The 19,547-nt window shown below is 42.7% G+C and carries 16 protein-coding genes; 5 read left to right on the forward strand and 11 right to left on the reverse strand.

The annotated features are described in order from the left end of the window. The first annotated feature begins 1 nt into the window (after position 1). Together BMW86_RS02370 and BMW86_RS02375 are read left to right on the forward strand one after the other, a co-directional pair. On the forward strand, positions 2–1,138 hold the full coding sequence (locus tag BMW86_RS02370) for a vWA domain-containing protein (RefSeq protein WP_089778602.1): 1,137 nt from the start codon (positions 2–4) through the stop codon (positions 1,136–1,138). A 72-nt stretch (positions 1,139–1,210) separates the two neighbouring features. Next, the gene (locus BMW86_RS02375) at positions 1,211–2,152 is read left to right on the forward strand and encodes a helix-turn-helix domain-containing protein (RefSeq protein WP_089778604.1); all 942 of its coding nucleotides are present in this window, start codon (positions 1,211–1,213) and stop codon (positions 2,150–2,152) included. Positions 2,153–2,217: 65 nt separating this feature from the next. On the opposite strand, the gene BMW86_RS02380 is transcribed toward BMW86_RS02375, so the two are convergent. The 7 genes from BMW86_RS02380 to BMW86_RS02410 all read right to left on the reverse strand — a co-directional run bounded on the left by BMW86_RS02380 (position 2,218) and on the right by BMW86_RS02410 (position 10,242). Next, positions 2,218–2,781: a hypothetical protein gene (locus BMW86_RS02380; protein ID WP_089778606.1), complete on the reverse strand. Its 564-nt coding sequence runs from the start codon at positions 2,779–2,781 to the stop codon at positions 2,218–2,220. 216 nt (positions 2,782–2,997) lie between these two features. Continuing rightward, the gene (locus BMW86_RS02385) at positions 2,998–3,528 is read right to left on the reverse strand and encodes a YceI family protein (RefSeq protein ID WP_089778608.1); all 531 of its coding nucleotides are present in this window, start codon (positions 3,526–3,528) and stop codon (positions 2,998–3,000) included. A 247-nt stretch (positions 3,529–3,775) separates the two neighbouring features. Then, positions 3,776–4,411: a hypothetical protein gene (locus BMW86_RS02390; protein ID WP_218149101.1), complete on the reverse strand. Its 636-nt coding sequence runs from the start codon at positions 4,409–4,411 to the stop codon at positions 3,776–3,778. A gap of 156 nt (positions 4,412–4,567) precedes the next feature. Then, positions 4,568–6,898, reverse strand: a complete 2,331-nt coding sequence (gene galA, locus BMW86_RS02395; RefSeq protein ID WP_218149102.1) for a beta-galactosidase GalA — start codon at positions 6,896–6,898, stop codon at positions 4,568–4,570. 171 nt (positions 6,899–7,069) lie between these two features. Then, entirely contained in the window at positions 7,070–9,334 is a 2,265-nt protein-coding gene (locus BMW86_RS02400) for a multicopper oxidase domain-containing protein (RefSeq protein ID WP_255372829.1), read from the reverse strand. Beyond that, a complete protein-coding gene (locus BMW86_RS02405) occupies positions 9,331–9,825 on the reverse strand; it encodes a DUF3347 domain-containing protein (RefSeq protein ID WP_089778610.1) in 495 nt (164 codons plus the stop codon). Before BMW86_RS02405 ends, BMW86_RS02400 begins: the two co-directional genes overlap by 4 nt. Positions 9,826–9,906: 81 nt before the next feature. Then, complete coding sequence (locus BMW86_RS02410; RefSeq protein ID WP_089778612.1) at positions 9,907–10,242, reverse strand: hypothetical protein; 336 nt, start codon at positions 10,240–10,242, stop codon at positions 9,907–9,909. Between the two features lie 120 nt (positions 10,243–10,362). On the opposite strand from BMW86_RS02410, the gene BMW86_RS02415 reads away from it, so the two are divergent. The 3 genes from BMW86_RS02415 to BMW86_RS02425 all read left to right on the forward strand — a co-directional run bounded on the left by BMW86_RS02415 (position 10,363) and on the right by BMW86_RS02425 (position 12,828). Further along, positions 10,363–11,316, forward strand: coding sequence for a glycoside hydrolase family 43 protein (locus BMW86_RS02415; protein ID WP_089778614.1), 954 nt, complete (start codon positions 10,363–10,365; stop codon positions 11,314–11,316). Positions 11,317–11,357: 41 nt separating this feature from the next. Next, complete coding sequence (locus tag BMW86_RS02420; RefSeq protein WP_089778616.1) at positions 11,358–12,203, forward strand: helix-turn-helix domain-containing protein; 846 nt, start codon at positions 11,358–11,360, stop codon at positions 12,201–12,203. Between the two features lie 85 nt (positions 12,204–12,288). Continuing rightward, positions 12,289–12,828: a YbhB/YbcL family Raf kinase inhibitor-like protein gene (locus BMW86_RS02425; protein WP_089778618.1), complete on the forward strand. Its 540-nt coding sequence runs from the start codon at positions 12,289–12,291 to the stop codon at positions 12,826–12,828. Between the two features lie 22 nt (positions 12,829–12,850). Here the strand turns inward: BMW86_RS02425 and BMW86_RS02430 are convergent, their stop codons facing one another. Genes BMW86_RS02430 through BMW86_RS02445 form a run of 4 tightly spaced genes read right to left on the reverse strand, consistent with a single transcriptional unit; the run spans position 12,851 to position 19,529 of the window. Then, positions 12,851–14,863, reverse strand: a complete 2,013-nt coding sequence (locus BMW86_RS02430) for an alpha-N-acetylglucosaminidase (protein ID WP_089778620.1) — start codon at positions 14,861–14,863, stop codon at positions 12,851–12,853. A gap of 7 nt (positions 14,864–14,870) precedes the next feature. Further along, positions 14,871–16,388 carry a DUF1565 domain-containing protein gene (locus tag BMW86_RS02435; RefSeq protein ID WP_143056459.1) on the reverse strand — a complete coding sequence of 506 codons (1,518 nt, stop codon included), beginning with the start codon at positions 16,386–16,388 and terminating at the stop codon, positions 14,871–14,873. 10 nt (positions 16,389–16,398) lie between these two features. Continuing rightward, complete coding sequence (locus BMW86_RS02440; RefSeq protein WP_089783528.1) at positions 16,399–17,685, reverse strand: IPT/TIG domain-containing protein; 1,287 nt, start codon at positions 17,683–17,685, stop codon at positions 16,399–16,401. Between the two features lie 29 nt (positions 17,686–17,714). Beyond that, positions 17,715–19,529, reverse strand: coding sequence for a RagB/SusD family nutrient uptake outer membrane protein (locus BMW86_RS02445; RefSeq protein ID WP_089778624.1), 1,815 nt, complete (start codon positions 19,527–19,529; stop codon positions 17,715–17,717). Positions 19,530–19,547: the final 18 nt, after the last annotated feature.

A 19,547-nucleotide genomic window follows, 5' to 3' on the forward strand; every position in this document is an offset into this window, starting at 1 on the left:
CATGGAAGAAGAACAAATCCGGAAGTGGAGATTAATATTAGGAGGAGAGCAGAATGATGGTACCGGGTTCAAACTCGGGAAAACAGACCTGCAAATGGATGGCGCATTATCCGCCCTCTACGACAGCGACCGCAGAGGCGGTCTGGGCCCTTCCTCTCCCAATGTCAGCCGCTGGCTGGGGGATATCCGTACCTTCTTCCCCAACACCGTAGTGCAGGTAATGCAGCAGGACGCCCTGCAACGCCTCAACCTCACCCAGATGCTCTTCGAAAAGGAGATGCTGGAACAGGTAGAAGCCGACGTGCACCTGGTAGCTACCCTGATGACCCTCAGCAGGGTCATCCCCGATAAAACAAAAGACACCGCCCGTAAGGTAGTGCGCAAAGTGGTAGACCAGCTGCTGGCCCGCCTCTCCCAGCCCATGCAACAGGCAGTATCCGGCAGCATCAACAGAAGCCTCCGCAATACCCGCCCAAGACATAACGAGATCAACTGGCATGTCACCATCCTCAAAAACCTGAAACACTACCAACCCGACTATAAAACCATCATCCCGGAAACAAGAATCGGGTATGGCCGCAAAAGGACCTCTTTAAAGGACGTTGTCCTCTGTATAGACCAAAGTGGTTCCATGGGAACTTCCGTGGTTTATTCGGGCATCTTTGGCAGCGTAATGGCCAGTATCCCGGCCGTCAATACAAAGATGATCGTCTTCGATACCAAAGTGGCAGACCTCACAGAAGAACTCACCGACCCGGTAGAACTGCTTTTCGGCGTTCAACTGGGCGGCGGTACCGATATCAACGCAGCCCTCACCTACTGCCAGCAGATCATCACCCGCCCCCTGGACACGGTAATGGTACTTATCACCGACCTCTTCGAGGGCGGTAACGAGCTGCAAATGCGCAAAAAAGCCACTGAACTGGCCGCTGCCGGTGTGCAGGTAGTCGTTCTCCTGGCCCTTAATGACGAAGGTGCTCCCTCCTACGATCACGATAATGCACAGTTTTTCACCAACTTAGGTATCCCTGTGTTCGCCTGTACGCCCGACCTCTTCCCCGATCTGATGACCGCAGCTTTAAGCAAACAGGACCTCAACGCATGGGCTGCCAAAGAGGACATTGTGCTGAAAAAATAAGGGTAGTATACTGTAGGATACTGGTATAATTAGCAACAATTTGCCAATTTCCCCTAATTTTGCCCCTTTATTATGAATACGACTACTCCCATATTGGATATTCCATCCACTATAAAATATTACCTGTCCCTCGACAAGAAAGTGGCACAGAGTTTTGGGATGGACAAGTACGACGAACTCCTGCATCCTGACAATTTCGCTCTCCTCAGCAATGAAGGCAGTGTGAAAAAAGGAATGCCTATCAAGACTGATCATTACGCTATTATACTCTGCATACGTGGTACCTGCTCTAAAACAGTAGGCGCTTTTACCTTTGATGTAACGCCTATGTCGCTGCACATCGTCTCTCCCAGGTATATCACTTCTTTTGAAAATGCCTCAGACGATCTGCTGTTATACATGGTGATGTTTAAAAAGGAATTCATTGCAGATAGCTTTATCAAGCAAAACGTACTCGATCCTTTGATGGATTTAAATCCTGCCTGTCCTCCTATCTATAAATTATCTCACGCTGAATTTGTAAAAATTAAGCAGCTGTATGAAAGTATGGATGAGGAATACCGGGATAGTAAACCTTTCCACCTGCAGCTGATCCGCTTAAAGCTGGTAGAGGTACTGTACGAAGTAAACCGTGCATTTGAACAATGCACAAACAGCAGTCCGCATCATCAGCTTTCCAGGCAGTATACTTTGTTTGTAGAATTCAGAAACTTAGTAGAAGAAAATTTCCTGGAGAAAAGAACGGTGCAGGAGTATGCGGATATGTTACATGTATCAGCTAAACATCTCAGTGAAGTAGTAAAACAGGAAACAGGAAAAAATGCATTGCAGATTATTCACGGAAGAATGTATCTGGAAGCACGTTTATTGTTAACCACTTCTTCACTAAGCGTAAAAGAAATTTCTGATCAGTTGAACTTCGATACCAGTTCTCACTTCAGCAGATTCTTCAAGAAATTTGCAGATGAAAATCCATCAGAATTTAAGAAACTGCCTTTTGCATCTTTGTCATAAAAATAGAAAGATCGCCTTTACTCAAGGCGATCTTTCCCGCTATACTCTATGACTCCCTGAAACAATTATAATCCAAATGCGTAAGCTACTCTGATCCCTATGAGATTGCTTGATTCCCCTCCGTCAACAAATTTGGAATTACCTTCAAACTTCACACCGGCATCCAGATAATTGCCTTTGCCTAGTGGAATTAAATACCCTATCTGTGGACTGTAAACAAAGGCTGCTGATTTGTTATTAAATGGAGTAGTGCTGTTCGTAATGAACGTTACACCTGCCTGTCCCTGTACATACAAATTGAGATTATTTACGGGGAAATACTTTAAACCAGCCTTAACGGGGATGAGTTGATAATCGTTTGCGCTGGTAGTATAATCAGCGAAAACGTTGTTATAACCGGCATTCAGATTTACGTACAATGTCTTCTTAATAATAGCAAGATCAGCCTGTACAGATCCTCCTAATGACCACTTATAATAATTGTTCCAGTTACCTACCGGAATTCCTGCTTCCGGTCCTGCACTTAAAATTAAACCCGGTCTTTCGTTCTTACTCTGTGCGTTAGCTCCTATTGCCAGTCCCATCACAAGGGTCAATGCGGCAATGCCTGTCATGATTGTCTTTTTCATCGTCTTTTGTTTTACTTATTTATCTATCGTTTTATATCCCAGCTGTGATAACACAAAGGTATAGCGATCAATAAGTTCTAACAATTCCAATACGACGGATAAAAAAACCAATTTTTCCTATTCTTATTAAAGAGCAATTTTTTTGTATGGTGCTTCGCACCATTACAAAAAAATTGAAGGGGTTTTGCAGGGCTTCGCCCTGCACCCAAAACTAATTTATTGCTCTACTAACTGAATATTTGCAAACAATGCTACTTCTTCTCCCAGCATAAATCCACCTGCTTCCATTACAGCATTATAACTAAGACCGAATTCCCAGCGGCTGATAGTACCTGTTACTTCAAAACCAATCTTTGTTTTGCCGTTAGGGTCTATAACGGTACCGCCGTATTCTGCCAGCAGTTCTACAGGTTTCGTGATACCTTTCATGGTAAGATTACCTGTAAGGCTATACTTATCGCCTTTTATTTTTCTGAAGTAAAGGGATTTGAAGTCGATATGCGGAAACTGTGCAGTGTCAAAAAAGTCGGCAGAACGCAGATGCGCATCCCTGAGTTCCTGGTTGGTATCAATACTGTTTACATCTACAGACATATGCACTTCTGCATCTTCAAGATGACTACGGTCTGTGGTTGCTCCTCCCTGGAAGTTGTTGAATGCACCGGTGATATTAGAGATCACCATGTGCTTGATTTTGAACTGTACATCAGAATGATCCGCGTCTATCTGCCATTTCCTTTTACTCATATAGTTTATTTTTAACAAATATAACTAACGTAATAAGCTGAGACAACCCCAATTAGTGGGATAAAAGGACCAATTTTCCGGGGCTTCGGAAAAATTGGTTTTCTATTCCGTTCTTTTGGTTTTCCTATATGCGTGAGCAGTACTAATTTTGCGTCGAACTAATTCTGTACAAATACAGTTTTAACAGTTGTAGGTTAAGTAATAGACGGAGATAATCATATCCCCGTCTTTTTTTGTGCCTTTTTTTCTACAAACCATCCTGATTCATCCCTTCCAGGATGTTACAATGATAAATGTAATCATGATAAGAACTGAACTCACTGGGATAGTTAAACCCATAAGGCCAGAAATGCTGACTGTCACCATGAATCTGCGCAGTAGAGTCGTTGGTGATCGTTCTCAGGATCTGGGTAGCCACCGGCCCTGTGTAAATACCACTGACGATCAATGTGTTCCACCATACACTGGAAGTACCAACACCTACAGTATGTGCTATTTCATGCAATGCAGTAGCTGCATTCATGTAATAGGTGTTAGAGCCGAACCGGATGGAACCATTGATGTTCCCATCGGCAGTAGCGACTGAAGGCACATAAGTAACAGTAATAGATTTAGTGAACGTAGTGTACTCGTTCATGTATTTTACCGCAGTATCCATAGCGGTGGTAATCAGGTTATACGCTGCTTGTTCTGTTGCCGTGGGGTTAGCAGATTTTACCAGCGTATAGGTTACATTTCCTGTGGCGGCGGCCACAACATCGTCTGCAGCAGCAACGGCGGTTGTTGTTACTTTGTCTTTTACAATAGCTTCATCTTTGGAGCAGCTGGCAATCATAACCGTCAGGGCTACGATCGCCGTCAGAAAACAGGGGGACTTTTTCATACTTACAGTTTAAGTGGGTTTACAATTTGGGTTTACTAAAAAATATATACTGGTTAATTTTGAGCTTAAATATGGTAGTGATTTATTCTGATCAAATAGTAATTTTTTGTGATGGCGCTTCGCACCATTACATTCGCCCTGCACCCAAAAATCAAACTATAATGTTAATGTTGCTGTCTGCAACCCATTCCCTTCTGCTTTAAAAGATACCGCTCCCTGCTTGTTATTCGCCCTGATAATCACCTGTGCTTTACCACCGAACAAACTACGTTGCCAGGCCTCAGCTACACATTGATCCGGTTCATGGCTGCTGGGATCTCCATTACCAACACCAATAATCACCGCTCCGGCTTCTGTTGAAAAATGGATCAGGTTAACCGCATCAGGTACTTCCCTGCCTTGTGCATCCACCGCACTTACATTCACCACTACTGCATCTTCATTATCTGCTGATAAAGTAGTTTTAGAAGGAGTTAAGATGATACGCGTTGCTTTACCAGTGGTCTCTACTTTAGATGTTATCTTCTTACCATTCTTGAAAGCCACCGCTTCCAGTGTACCTGGTTCATAATTCACTGTCCAGCGCAGATGACCATTACGCGGCATGTCTTTTTTACCAAGACTCTTCCCGTTCAGGAACAGCTCTACATTATCTGCATTTGTATTGATCCATACCAGCACCGGCTGTCCTTCTTTACCAGGCCAGTTCCAGTGAGGAGCTATGTGCAGGATATCTTTGTCAGTCCACCAGGCCTGATAGTAGTAATATACGTTCTTAGGGAAACCACACATATCCATAATCCCGAAGTGCGAGTTGATATTAGGCCAGTTGTACGGCGTAGGTTCACCACGGTAGTCGAAGCCTGTCCAGGCAAAGCCACCCATGAACCAGTCGCGTTTAGCAGCCAGCTGCCACCATTGTTCCGCAGTAGAAGCCCAGGAAGGATAGGTGCTATCGTAATCGGGTACATAAGCACGTACCGTATCTTTTACATAGATGCTCCTGGTAGTAACCGTACTGGCCACTTCCGTGCCTATTACAGGCTGATTAGGATGATCTTTATGATAACCATCCACACCATGCAGATTGTAATTAAAACCCCTTACAGGGATCACTTCATTCACACCATTGAAATCATTGCCCATATTGGCAGCATAGGTGCTGGTTCTGGAAGGGTCTAACTCCTGTTGCAGTAAGATCTGGTTCTGCGCAATACGTTTACCAATATCTGTACGCTGTGTGGCAAATTCTTCATTACCGATAGACCACATGAAAACACTGGGATGATTACGATCTCTCAGGATCAGCTGCCTGAACTGGTTTTCATATTCAGTACCGCTGTTTAATAAACGTGGTTCATCCAGTACCAGCATACCCAAACTATCACAGGCGTCAAGTAACTCTGGAGTAGGCGGGTTATGACTGGTACGGTAAGCATTGGCACCCATCTCCTTTAATAATCCTATCCGGTAATACTGTAACTGATCTGGTAAGGCAACACCAACACCTGCATGGTCCTGGTGACAACAAACACCCTTTACTTTTACCGGAAGGCCGTTTACGAACAAGCCTTTATCTTTATCAACTGTAATCGTTCTTACACCAAAACGCACCTCTACACTATCTACAATACGTCCTTCTGATTTTACAACAGCAATAGCCCTGTATAAATAAGGATTCTCCAACGACCATAATGTAGCCGCAGGAATATTCAGGTCCTGTTTAATTGTTTTGTTCTCATTAACAGCTAATGTAAACGGTACTTCTTTTCCCTGTGCGATCTTCTTACCGCTTCTGTCGGTAATCACTGTATACACACTGGTATTAGCAGGATGAATATTCTTATTCACCACTTTAGTTTCTATGGTCACAGTTTTGTTTGCAGCAGTATGTACATACACACCACCTTCAGTAGCCACATGTACATTATTGGTAGTATTCAGCCACACATGTCTGTAGATCCCTGCACCTTCATAAAACCAGCCTTCATACTGGGAAGCATCTGCACGTACCACCAGTACATTCGTTTTATTGAAACGGATAAAGTCTGTGATATCATAAGACGCACCATTATAACCGCTGAAATTACCACCTACATAATAGCCGTTGATCCAAACCTTACTATCACGATACACACCATCCAGCTGAATAACAAAACGGTTCCCGGAATCAGCACGGTTTATCTCAAATGATTTCCGGTACCATCCTATACTGTTCTCGGGAAACCGTCCACCAACAGGCTTGTAACCATGACCATCTATATCATCGTTCTTCACATATTGAAAAGGTAATCCTACAACCCAGTCGTGCGGTAACTGTACATCTTCCCAGTTTTTATCATCGAATTTAGTATCAGCGGGTGTGCCCCAGGAAGAACCCGATTTAGAGAGGATAGTCTCCAGGCTGTAGTTAAAATCTCTGGCAGCATCAGCAGCATGCCCGGGATGGAATTTCCAGTTTGTATCTAAATTGATATGTCTGCGCACAGGCTGTGCTATGACGATTATAGAAAAACAAGTAATTATTGCAGATAAAAAAAGTTTCTTGCTGATCATAACTTATGCGAAATGTATGATCAGCAAGATAACTATTAAATGTAAAAAAGACAATTTATCCGGATGCGAGTTAAAATAAGCGCAGATCGGGTTAAAATATAGTCAATAGTTTAATGTAACGCCTGCACCAAATCCCATATCACTATCATAGTGTGTGGAGAAAGAGAAATACTTCGTTACGATGTATCTGAATCCTGCCATGTATTCCTTGTCTGTATTGGCCATGAAATTGAAGCGCAGACGTTTGGTGAGTGGTACATCTTCGCGGCTCAACTGGAATCTTAATCTTCCATCAGTATCTACAGATGCATCGGCGATTACCAGCATGGGTAATGTATATTCTACCCCTGCATGGAAAGCGCTTCTGTAATTCTTTGTATTGATCTGTCCGAAAAGGTTTTTCTCCGGGGCCTGCATTCTTCTGTAACGGAAGTCCCAGCCTATGTATGGAAACAACCATTGCATTTTTCCGAAATATCTCCCCAGGTGACTTTCACTTTCATATCCATGCTCTGGTGTTAATCCTATACGCCACTCTGTTTGCAAACGATACCTGGTATTGGCGAAGACCAGTTCACCGTCGCTGCCATTGCTTTCCAGTCCTATTTTTGCAGAAGGGTGAATCTTCCGGTCATCAGCATAGATCTTCTTTATAGCCTTATCCGGATTAGGAATTTCCGGGTTAGCCGGAGAGTTTTCATAACTGAATATTCTACCCATTCCGCTCATCATATGATAGAGAATATGGCAATGGAAAAACCAGTCCCCGCTTTCTGTTGCAGCAAATTCCAGTGTATCCGTTTCCATGGGCATAATATCCAGTGTATTCTTCAGAGGAGAGTAATCTCCCTGTCCGTTTAATACTCTGAAGAAATGACCATGTAAATGCATGGGATGACGCATCATCGTTCCGTTGTAGAGAATGATCTTTACGTTCTCTCCTTTTTTGATAAGGATCTTATCTGATTCGGAAACGGTTTTGTTATTGATGCTCCATACATAACGGTTCATGTTACCCGTAAGATTGAAGTGCAGGATTTTCTCCGGACCAGCAGGCAGGTTTGTTTTTACGGGAGAGCGGAGCATACCGTAATTCAGCGTTACTATATCTCCGGATGATGACATCTTCATCCCCTTCATATCATCCATATCATGCTTCTCCTCACTCATCTCCGGATACATCACAGTATTCATATCCATCTGCTGATTACTCATCTGCATATCCATATCATTCATCTCCCCATTCATCTTCATCATATCATTCATCATCTTCATCCCTTCAAAATATTTCAAACGAGGCAGATGTTTTGCCGGCATCTCCATTCCACTGCCTAAGAACAAAGAAGCAGACCGGGTACGGTCTTCTGAGGTAGCCAGGAATTCATACTTCATATCTTCGGGGATAGTCACCACCACATCGTAAGTCTCTGCTACGCCTATGATCATTCTATCCACTTCCACGGGTTCTACATCCATTCCATCATTGGCCACCACAGTCATTTTTCCTCCTGCATAGTTCAACCAGAAATAGGTAGAAGAGCTGCCGTTCACAATCCTCAACCTTACTTTATCCCCTGCTTTAAACTGTGGTTGTTCATCCGTTTTTTTACCATTGGCCAGTAGCTGATCATAGTAAACATCACTTACGTCCATAGCCAGCATGCGCTTCCATTCATTGGTCAGTTTGGTCTTAAAATGACCTGCTTTAGCCGCTTCGCCGTAACTCTGTACACTATTCTTACGGATGGCAAACCAGTCGCTGGCGATGTGCAAACGACGGTCTACTTCATAAGGCTTGTCATTTGTCCAGTCGCTTAACAGTAGAGTATATTCCTTTTGTACGGGGGCATTCTTTTTACGTATTACAATGGCACCATACATACCACTTTGCTCCTGGAACATGGTATGTGAGTGATACCAGTACGTACCGCTCTGTACAATTGGGAAACGGTACAGATGTGTTTCCCCTGCTTTAACAGGAGCAGTAGTGAGATAAGATACCCCGTCATACCTGTTGGGTAATATCAGCCCATGCCAGTGTACAGATGTTTCCATGTGCATGTTGTTATGCACGTATACTTCCGCAGTATCTCCTTCTGTGAAATATAATACCGGCGCAGGGATAGATCCGTTAATAGCCATTGCCGGCCGGGGTTTCCCCGTATAATTTACTGTTGTGTCAGATATGTACAAATCATACCGTACTACTCCTTTAGATGGCGGGAAGTCAGGTTTCATCAGCCTGAGTTTATCATGTGCCATCTTCATCGGTCTTTCAGGCTGCGGCTTCGGCAAAGGATGTTGTGCAGATGCAGAAGAACAGACCAGCACTAAAGAACAAACCTGCATTAAAAGTAATTTCCTCATAATGTATCGCTTACTTTTCCACATGTCAGCATCTGTTTGCCATAATAAGGGTTCTTAATCGCAGCGTCTTTACTCAGCCAGTAGCTCTTTTTCATAGGGCAATACTGCTGGTATACTGGTTTATCAGACAATTTCACTGCTTTAGACAGTGCATACACATGATCCGAAAATTCCTTAAAAGCAGCCCTTTGTCCGGCCAGATCCCCGGCTTTGGCAATCAGATCAGCATCTGCAGACAATTTCTGCTGTAAAGGCTTAAAAGCGGCCTGTTCATCTGCCGTAAGGCTATTCACATCAACAGCGTTCACTGCTTTGGCAAATTCAGCGGCTTTGGCAGTTGCCGTAGCAGCATCACTGCTTACCAGGGCGTCCTTAATATCTAAATACAGATTTAACAGGGGAGATAAATGACCATCAGTACTTAACAAATGGCCTCTGGAAGAAAAAGAGGAAAACAATAATATTGTTGAAAGGATCAGACTTTTCATCATAAAAGATTGAATGTTTAAAGATAGCAATAAGAATAGCAGCTAATATCCTGCCGGATATTAGCCAAAACATGGGCTATCACATCAAATCTGAAAGGACTGAATAGATACACGTATGTCATCAGGCGGTATTTCCGGCCTTATTATACGGTATTGCAGCGGGTAACTGTTATAAACAGTCTGTAAAGAGGGAAGCGTAATGAATACCACCGGGGCATTCATCACCGTATTAAAATGCTGTTCCAGGCTTTTATCCAGCTGCTGGAATTTAAGCACGGAGTCATTACAGCAGCGCTGACTGGCCATTGCCTCATGCTTATGGCAGCAGTCGCGTGGGGTAAGGGCACAAGCCATCCCTACCAGTGTATTCAGGAAGAATACAACCAGTAAAAAATAAGCTTTTATGACCTTTTTACTCATCACACCCCAAAGATAAGGTTAAAGCCTCTTAAGGCATTTATATAATTATGAGCGGAATGTATATAATTTCTAAATTGTCAGATTAACACTTATATTTGAAAGGCTATTAAATCCAACGTTATGAAACTGCTGATTCTATCTATTTTTGCCTATACGGCATCCCATCAGACAGATACTACTATCCACTCAAACGGTAATCCTATCATCACGCATGAATATACCGCTGATCCGGCGGCAATGGTATACAATGGTACTGTGTACCTGTACACCGGCCACGATGAAGCTCCCGCCAGAAAGGAAACTTATATAATGCACAACTGGCTCTGTTTCTCCTCTACGGATATGGTCACCTGGACGGAACACCCTTCTCCCCTGCAAGTAAGTGAGTTTAAATGGGCAAAAGATGACGCATGGGCATCTCAGGTCATTTACCGCAATAAGAAGTTTTACTGGTACGCAGCTGTTGAACATGGTACCATTCATGGCAAAGCCATCGGTGTAGCTGTATCAGACAGCCCAACAGGGCCGTTTAAGGATGCCAGGGGTACTGCCCTTATCACAAACGATATGACCACCAACACAAAAATCAGCTGGGATGACATAGACCCTACTGTTTTTATTGATGATAATGGTCAGGCATACCTCTACTGGGGTAATACCATCTGTTACTACGCAAAGCTAAAAGAGAACATGACTGAACTGGATGGCCCCATCCACACCGTTCCTCTGAAGGATTTCACCGAAGCTCCCTGGATAAACAAACATAATGGCTGGTACTACCTCTCCTATGCCAGTCACTTTCCGGAAAAAACAGTTTACGCCATGAGCCGTAATATCGAAGGCCCCTGGGAATACAAAGGTATCCTGAATGAAGTGGCAGGTAACTCTAATACAAATCACCAGGCTATCATCGACTATAAAGGGAAATCTTATTTCATTTACCATAATGGCAGCATCCCCACAGAAGGTGGTAGCTTTCGCCGTTCCGTATGTATAGACTATCTGTATTATAATAAAGATGGCAGCATGAAAAGAGTGATCATGACCAGCGAAGGGGTGAAACCTGTCAGGTAAATCGTGCAGTTGCCTTTGGTAATCTTTATTACCTTTGATATATGAATATATTTTCATTGCCGGAAGATCTGAATACCAATGATAGTATTTCAATTTTCAGCTATCAATCCTCTTCCAATACTGAGAAAAGTAAGATTACACTCAATCAGAACGTCTTCAGTTTCTTAACAGAAGGCACTAAAAGTGTATACTATTCACAAAAGAATGTTCAAATAAATAATAAGGAGTTCTTATTACTTTCATCCGGTAATTGCCTGATGAGTGAAAGAACTACCCAAAACGGGATGTACAAAAGTGTGCTGCTCTTCTTCGATAACAGCGAGCTGGTTAACTTCTTCATGAAACACCCGGATATCTTTGATACTAACACAAAGAGATCTCTGGAAGAACCATTTATAGTATTCCAGACAGATGATTTCCTCCAAAACTTCATCGCTTCACTAAACCTGATGCTGGCCACTAACAAGCCAATCTCCATGGCAATGCGGGTACTAAAATTAGAGGAACTGATGTTGTACATGTGTGATAAGTACAGGGAGCAGATTATAAGTTTGCGTACATCCGTACTCGACAACCAGGAAGATCTTATTATCAGGAAAGCAGTAGAAGCTAATATCGGAAATTATATCACGATAGATGAACTGGCATTCCTCTGTAACATGAGCCTGTCTACCTTTAAGAGAAAGTTCTCTAAATTATACAGCACTTCTCCCAACAAATGGTTTTTACAAAAGAGGATGGAACTCGCAGCGGCCTTGTTACGCAACAGTAATGAAAAGCCCAGTGATATCTACCATAAAGTAGGATATGAAAATCATTCCAGCTTTACACATTCTTTCAAACAAATATTCGGACTCACTCCCAGTGAGTACCAGCAAAGAAATTGAACTTTTATCTGTAATTTTTGAACTGTTAGCCCTAACAGGAACTTTCCCTTACATACTACCTTTGGATCCTAAATAAAAAGGTAAAATGAAAAAGATCCTGTATCTCTTAGCGATTGTTACTATCTGTACAACAGCATCTGCACAAACATTTACATTGAAAAGTAATGATCTGGGCGGACAAATATCCAATAAGCAGTACGCCAATTTCATGGGTTACACCGGTGAAAACTTATCTCCCCAGTTATCGTGGGAAAATGCACCTGCCGGTACCCAGAGTTTCGCTATCACTATTTACGACAAGGATGCGCCTTCCGGTAGCGGTTTCTGGCATTGGGTAGTATACAACATCCCTGCAGACACCAAAGAAATACCAGCTGGCGCCGGTGATATTACTAAAAACCTATTACCAGCCGGAGCCATCCAGGGTAATACAGACATGGGCATACCTGGCTATGTAGGTGCTGCCCCTGTGCCCGGTCCTCCACACGAATACCTGGTAACAGTCTACGCACTGAAAAGCAAATTAACTTTAGATAAAAATGCTACTGCAGCATTTGTCGGGTTCAACATTTCAAGTATCCTGATTGCCAAAGCATCTATCGTTGCTTACGGACAAAAAAAATAATTTCACCAGGACAGCCGATAATTTAATGGGATTGGGTATTATTTTTCACCCAGTCCCTTTCCCATGCAAACCAGTCAGGCACTGCTGTATTGCCTTTCAGATAATCGAAATATAACTCCCAGCGTTTCTTATAAAACGTGAGCATTATCCCGCTCCATTCTTTGTATGCATAGTCATGCAGGTTATCTTCTTTGGGATCATTTTCTCCCCAGTAAGTAATCAGCATCATCGCGTTTAATAAGTGATGTTTTGCCTGTTGCTGATAGGTGCTTAAACGGTAATAGGGATGTGAATTTAACAACTGATTGGTAAGATCATGTAAATGCAAAAATGCTTTGGAAGATTTATCAAAAGCAGGCATGTCTTTGCTGTTATAAGCAGCAACAAAATCTGCGAATACTTTATCTGCCTGATTAGCCAGTACCTGTCTTTTAAAATTGACCAGGTCTATTTTATACGTTTCGCTATTAGAAAAAGAGCCTGCTGCCAATTCAAAACTTTTCACCGCATTTGCAAATACAGTCGTATCATATCCCTTTTTCAGATTTCCCCAGCTGGAAACAGATTTTATTTTTAAGGCAGGTCTTGCACATAAAATATTTTCAGGAGGCCCTTCCTGGTATCCTGGATTGCTATAGATAGTAGATAAGAATGACTGCCACGCACGGGCTATATCCGGGTTATATTTGCCATAACGGGCTGTGATATATCCGGCTATCCAGTCCGAAACTTTTACATGCTCTTTATGCCATCCCAGCTCTAATAATAATTCGTAAGTAACAGGGTTGTTATTAATTCCTTCCGGCATTATTCCTACGCCTTTCATATATTCAGAAGATTGAGACGCACGGTATACTTCATCCGCAAAGCGTTGCAGCTTGCCACTTAGTCCTGGTCTTTCGCCGAAGTTGGTGACAGTACACCAGATGAAAGGCGTATGCTCATAACTACCACGCGTTTCCCAGTTGTTAGTATTTTCACCGAATAACTCCTGTACGAGAATAGTGGATTTGTCAGTCTCTGCCAGTAACTCCTTACGTGGATTATCCTGCCAGCCCTGCAATACCCAGATAGCACCAGGGAAATATTGCTGCATAGCACGTTGAATAGCAGCACCTGCTTTACCTAAATCTACCCCATCAGTGATACCCCCTTCATGGAAAGGATCTCCTGAGAAAAAGTGAATGTCCTTGCCATAGATGTGTTGCGTTTCTTCATAGAAGATACCTGCTAAACGTGTGAAAGCGGTATCGGTAGGGTCCAGTATATCTGGTCTTACAAATGCTCCCCATTTGCTCTGATTAATGATATGCGCAGTGGTTTTGTTTTTCAGTGTACTGGGCACCATTCCATAGAATGCAGGCATCACAGGAGAGATACCTAACAGCTTCATACGTGCTATCATCTTTTTCACCAGCGCAGCACGGCTATCTATTTCTGACTGTGGCATTGGGCCGCCCCATCCCTGTATATTACCCATCAGCCACCAGGCGTTGTAAGCAGGACCGGTAATGTAATCACTGATTTCTTTATCAGTATAACCGATGCGTTTCAGTACATTCTGCCATACAGCTTCTTCACCATTCGCTACCAGCATTACATTCACACCATTTAATGCCATCCAGTCCAGTTCATGCTCCCAGTCTTTCCAGCTGTAAAAGCTCATGGTGTAATTGTAGGTGCAGTAGTTGAGTGCATAACGATATTCCGCAGAAGCATTTAATTTGATGGCTTCTTTTATTACAGGTAAAGGAGAGACAGCAGAAAGATTATCTCCCATGTGAGACATAGACCTGTGACAATAGTATTTCAGGTACCAGTTGAGACCAACAGCAGCTGAATTAGGACTATCTGCACTAATAACTAATTGCCCATTCTTTGTTTGTAATGAGAATGTAGAAGATTCGGACAAAGTTTCAAATACAACATGCTGTTTCAACCACGGTACCCTTCTCTCAACAATCCCTTTCACCCCACTAAAATCAGCAGCCAACAACTGCACCGGTAATAACAGTAAACAAAATATCCTGAACATGCTTTAATTATTGCGGCTGATGCGCCCCTTTGCTAATTTTATTATTAATAATCCGCGGATTCCCGTCTATATCTGTCGCTCCGTTTATATCAGCAGAAATCACTACCCCCGTATTGTTAGCCGGAGAAGCAGGCTGTATATGCAAATCTGTACTGCTTACCAGTAAAGGATCTACCCCATATACAGATGCAGCGTCATTAGCACTGGTAGTCTTCCATATGCTAAAATCCGTAATAGCAGGACCATTGGTACTGTTCCATATCCACTGCGGCGTACCCGTAGTAAAATAAAGGTTGTTGTCAATGATATTATTACTCCCGGAATTAGTATACTTATGGATAATGACATCTACCGGCCGGGCATAAATGATATTGTTCTTAATCACATTATTAAAGCATTGCTCTGTTAACCTGATCTCCCCTTCTATCTCTCCAAAAGCACCCAGTTCTTTATTATTAAAGTACAGGGTATTATTCACCACGTAACAATTATTGGTACCACCGGAAGTATAATTAAGATATCCCCCTAAATAAATCCCTGCCCGGAAACTATTGGACACAAAGTTATTACGAACAATACAATCATTGGTAGGAAAGGCATCATTCTCACTCACGATACCAATACCTCTGTCTACTTCATGCACTTTATTTCTTTCTATAATGATACTCCTGGCCCCGTCAATGTAAATACCAATAGCACCATGGCCTGTACCACCACCAATAGGTCCGGTAGTCATGTCTATGTTATACAGTTCATTATCACTGATCACACCATTTCTCGCATAGTTAAACGCGGGTGTAGGATTGGCGGAATAACCACCCGCAGCATCAATACCAATGTTCTCTGCATTGTAGATCTTGTTACCTTTTATTGTAAACCCATCTACATAACCGTTGATGGTTAAGTTCTCACTATACCCGGTGTTACAGTCATGGATCTCATTACCTTCTACCAGGATGTTTTTCATCGGGATAGTGGTATTACCTATGATCTCTATGCCATGTCCACTTCTTCCATCCGCAGGAGCGACATTATGTTCTATGTTGTAAATCCTGTTATTCCGGATAATAAGATTAGCGGAGCTTCCATTGGCTAATATCCCGTTGACATTTACCCAGGGAGTGCTGCTTTTGTAATTACAAACGTCGAAACCTTCGAAAGTAATGTAACTGGCATTGCTGATAGTTACCAGCGCTTCTTTGCCTGTAACAGACAATCCTGTGCCATCGATCACAGGTATCTCACCAGGATATGCCTTCAGGGTAATCACCTTCTCCAGCCGGCCGGATTTAGGAAAACTTACTTTCTCGTAATAAACCCCTTTCCTGACAAAAACAGTATCTCCTGCTATCGCTTTACTTAAAGCAGTGTTAATAGCCCTGAAAGGGGCATTTAAAGTGCCTGCATTGGCATCATTACCTGCAGGGGAAACATAATACTTGTGTGTGTCTTGAACAATATTGGCTGGTGATGTGCTGCCTTTACTACAGGCAGCCATCATCAGTACTATAAAAAATAAGTTCATATACTTCATGCTATTGTGATACTATTTTTCTAACGCGGTTATTGTTCTTATCCAATACATACACCACACCATTCTTATCCACTGCCACTCCTAACGGCGCACTAAAGGCGGCCGCTTCTCCAATGGCATCCGCATAACCTGCAGATCCACTACCAGCATAAGTACTTACTACCCAGCTGCCACCTGCAATAAAACGGATGCTCTGGTCAGCATTAGACGCGCTACCATCCCCTGCACCTGCTATGTAAATGTTAGAAGAGGCATCTATTGTCAGTCCAAACGGATTCGCAAACCGCGCATCCGTACCTGCACCATTTACATATCCCGGAGTTCCTGTCTGACCAGCAATCGTTGTCGCAGCCCAGGTGTTCTTCTCAAATCTTTTGATTACATGATCATCACCTATAGCGATGAAGAGGTTACCGTCTTTATCAAAGTGCATTCCCGCAGGCTTATTAAGTCCCTGTATCACCATTGTACTGCTGCCATCAGTATCCATCCTATACACATTACCCGAATTGGAAAAATTTGAATAATACACAAATCCTGTAGTAGGATCTACTGCTACACTCCAGGGTTCCTGACTCGCCCCTCCCATCACAACAGCTGTACCATCCGGCGCTATTTTCCTGATATTCCAGTTACCAGGATCTGTTATGTACAAATATCCCTGCGCATCAACAGCAATATCATAAGGCAAGCTGAACTGCGCAGCCAACCCCTGTCCATCTGCATTACCGGCAGCATTTGGATTACCTGCAAACGTGCTTACATTACCTGCAGTATCTATCTTCCTGATACAATGATTTCCCACGTCAGCGACATACACATTCAGATTATCATCCGCCGCAATCCCTTTACTCCGGTACCACGACTCCCCGTTAAAATTAAATATCGCGTCTGATCCCTGCCCATTGGAAAAACCAGCAGTACCATTACCAGCTAACGAAGTCACTTTACGTGTAAACACATAATTAAAGATATCCGCACTCACTGTACTGTCAGATCCCACCTTTACCACTATATTTCCAGCACCACATTTGGAAGGTATTACAGCCATCACCTGTGTAGCACTGGCACCAACAATAGCCAGTTTATGACCATTGATAGTGACACTGATAGCAGCCGTATCTGTAGAGAAATTACTCCCCGTAATTAATATAGATGTTCCTCCTCCACCCTGCTCCGGCGTGAAATGATCAACCGACATCGGAGACCCGGCACTATGCGTAAACCCATTATCCTTCTTACAAGCTGTAAAGAAGATCAAACAACCTGCTATGATATACCTGATCATAATGATTAATTGTGTTGTAAAAGAATTGATTACCATCCCGGATTCTGTACCAGCGCTCTGTCTCTCTCAATATCTCCCTGATCTATCGGGAACAGGTACATCTTGTTATCCCAGAAACGCTGCTGAAAAAGCGTTCTGTTATAGAATGCGGTAAAAGAAAATCCTAAGCCATTATCATTGGCGTTTACATTCATGCAATAGATAGCTCTGTTCTCCTGGTTCCCCAGCATCAACCTTCTGATCATGGTAAAATATCTGTCTCCTTCAAAACATAACTCTACTGATCTTTCTTTCAGGATATACTTTCTCATCAGGTCTTTATTTCCTACCGCTTCCGGATATACGGTTTCAATACCGGGCAATCCTGCTCTTGTTCTCACCATATTGAGATAAGTAACGATATCCCCATTACCAGGATCATATTCATTCAGCGCTTCAGCATAATCCAGTAAGATCTCCGCATAACGAAGCAGGATATAAGGCCCCTGGAAAGAGGAAACATCATTCCTGATATTATCATTAGGACTGATTCTCTTCAAAGCTAAATAACCAGTAATATTATTACTCCCGGCAGAACGCTGACCAGATTTACCATTGTAATAAAACTCAACCCTGCCCTGGCCATCAACATTCTCATCAGAAGAAAAATAATTCTTATCATCTACGGTAGGAGCCGGCAATACAGGGCGTGCATTATACTGTATATAAGCATAAAACCGTGGTTCTCTGTTGGCATACATGTTCCAGTCGTTCTTATGATGCTCCCAGCTGTTAGCACCGGCAGATGAAGCAAAACCTGTTTCTACATAATTGGAAGAAGGGTCATCAATAGTACGGCCATTGTTCATGTAAAACCCATCTACTAAATTCTGTGTAGCATCATACATATTATATCCACCCGAACCAGGAGAAGCACATTTCGTATATCCCCAGCGCCACCAGTTTACATTTGCAAAAATGATCTCGTTATTCCAGTTGGTTAAAAACAGATCCCTTACAGAGAGATAAGGGTTAAACGTAATCCCGCCATTATCCAGATTGGTAAACAGCTTATAGTTACCTGCATCAATCACTGCCTTCGCAGCAGCTGCGGCTACCTTCCATTTGTCTTCACTATAACTGGCAGGGGCCAACGCTGTACCATCTGCATTCTTAAAATTCGCAAAGTTGGCATTCCCGTTCCATAGCGGACTGGCAGCCAGTTGCGCTACCTTGGCCTTTATCGCTAAACAGGCACCTTTTGTAGGACGTCCGTTATTACTGGAAGAAGACCATACCGCCGGTAAGTTCAATGCTGCCTGATCCATCAACGCAGATACATGCGATACACAGGTATCAAAAGGAGTACGTGGATACTGGTTAAAATCCTCATCCTGGCTCAACAGCCCGTCTATTTTTACAAAAGGTCCATACTGTCTTAAAAGCAGCCAGTAATAATAACCGCGTAAAAAAAGATTCTCCCCTTTATATTGTTTCTTCAAATCATCACTTAACTGATTTGCGGGAACTTTATCAATATTCTGCTCAAACACATAAGATTTTCTGATAGCAGCATAATAATTCGCCCAGTTGTAAAAGTATCCGCTGGCAGCATTCCAGTTACCACTCACCATCTGCCGTACTCCTACCGTACCAATGGATACAGACGATTCATCGGAGCCTCCCATAGAAGCATAATCTCCCCCGTCTGTATTATATACATAACTATAAATATTATAGAGATAAGCCTCTGCATTTGCACGTGTTTGCCATATCTGGTCTTCTGTTAAAAGATTATCCGGCTTTTTATCAAGATACTTGCTACAGGAAGACAATACGACTAAAAGACACAATAAGTATTTCATATGATTATCTTTTTGTCT

Source organism: Chitinophaga sp. YR573 (assembly GCF_900110995.1).
In the GTDB taxonomy this organism is placed as follows: domain Bacteria; phylum Bacteroidota; class Bacteroidia; order Chitinophagales; family Chitinophagaceae; genus Chitinophaga.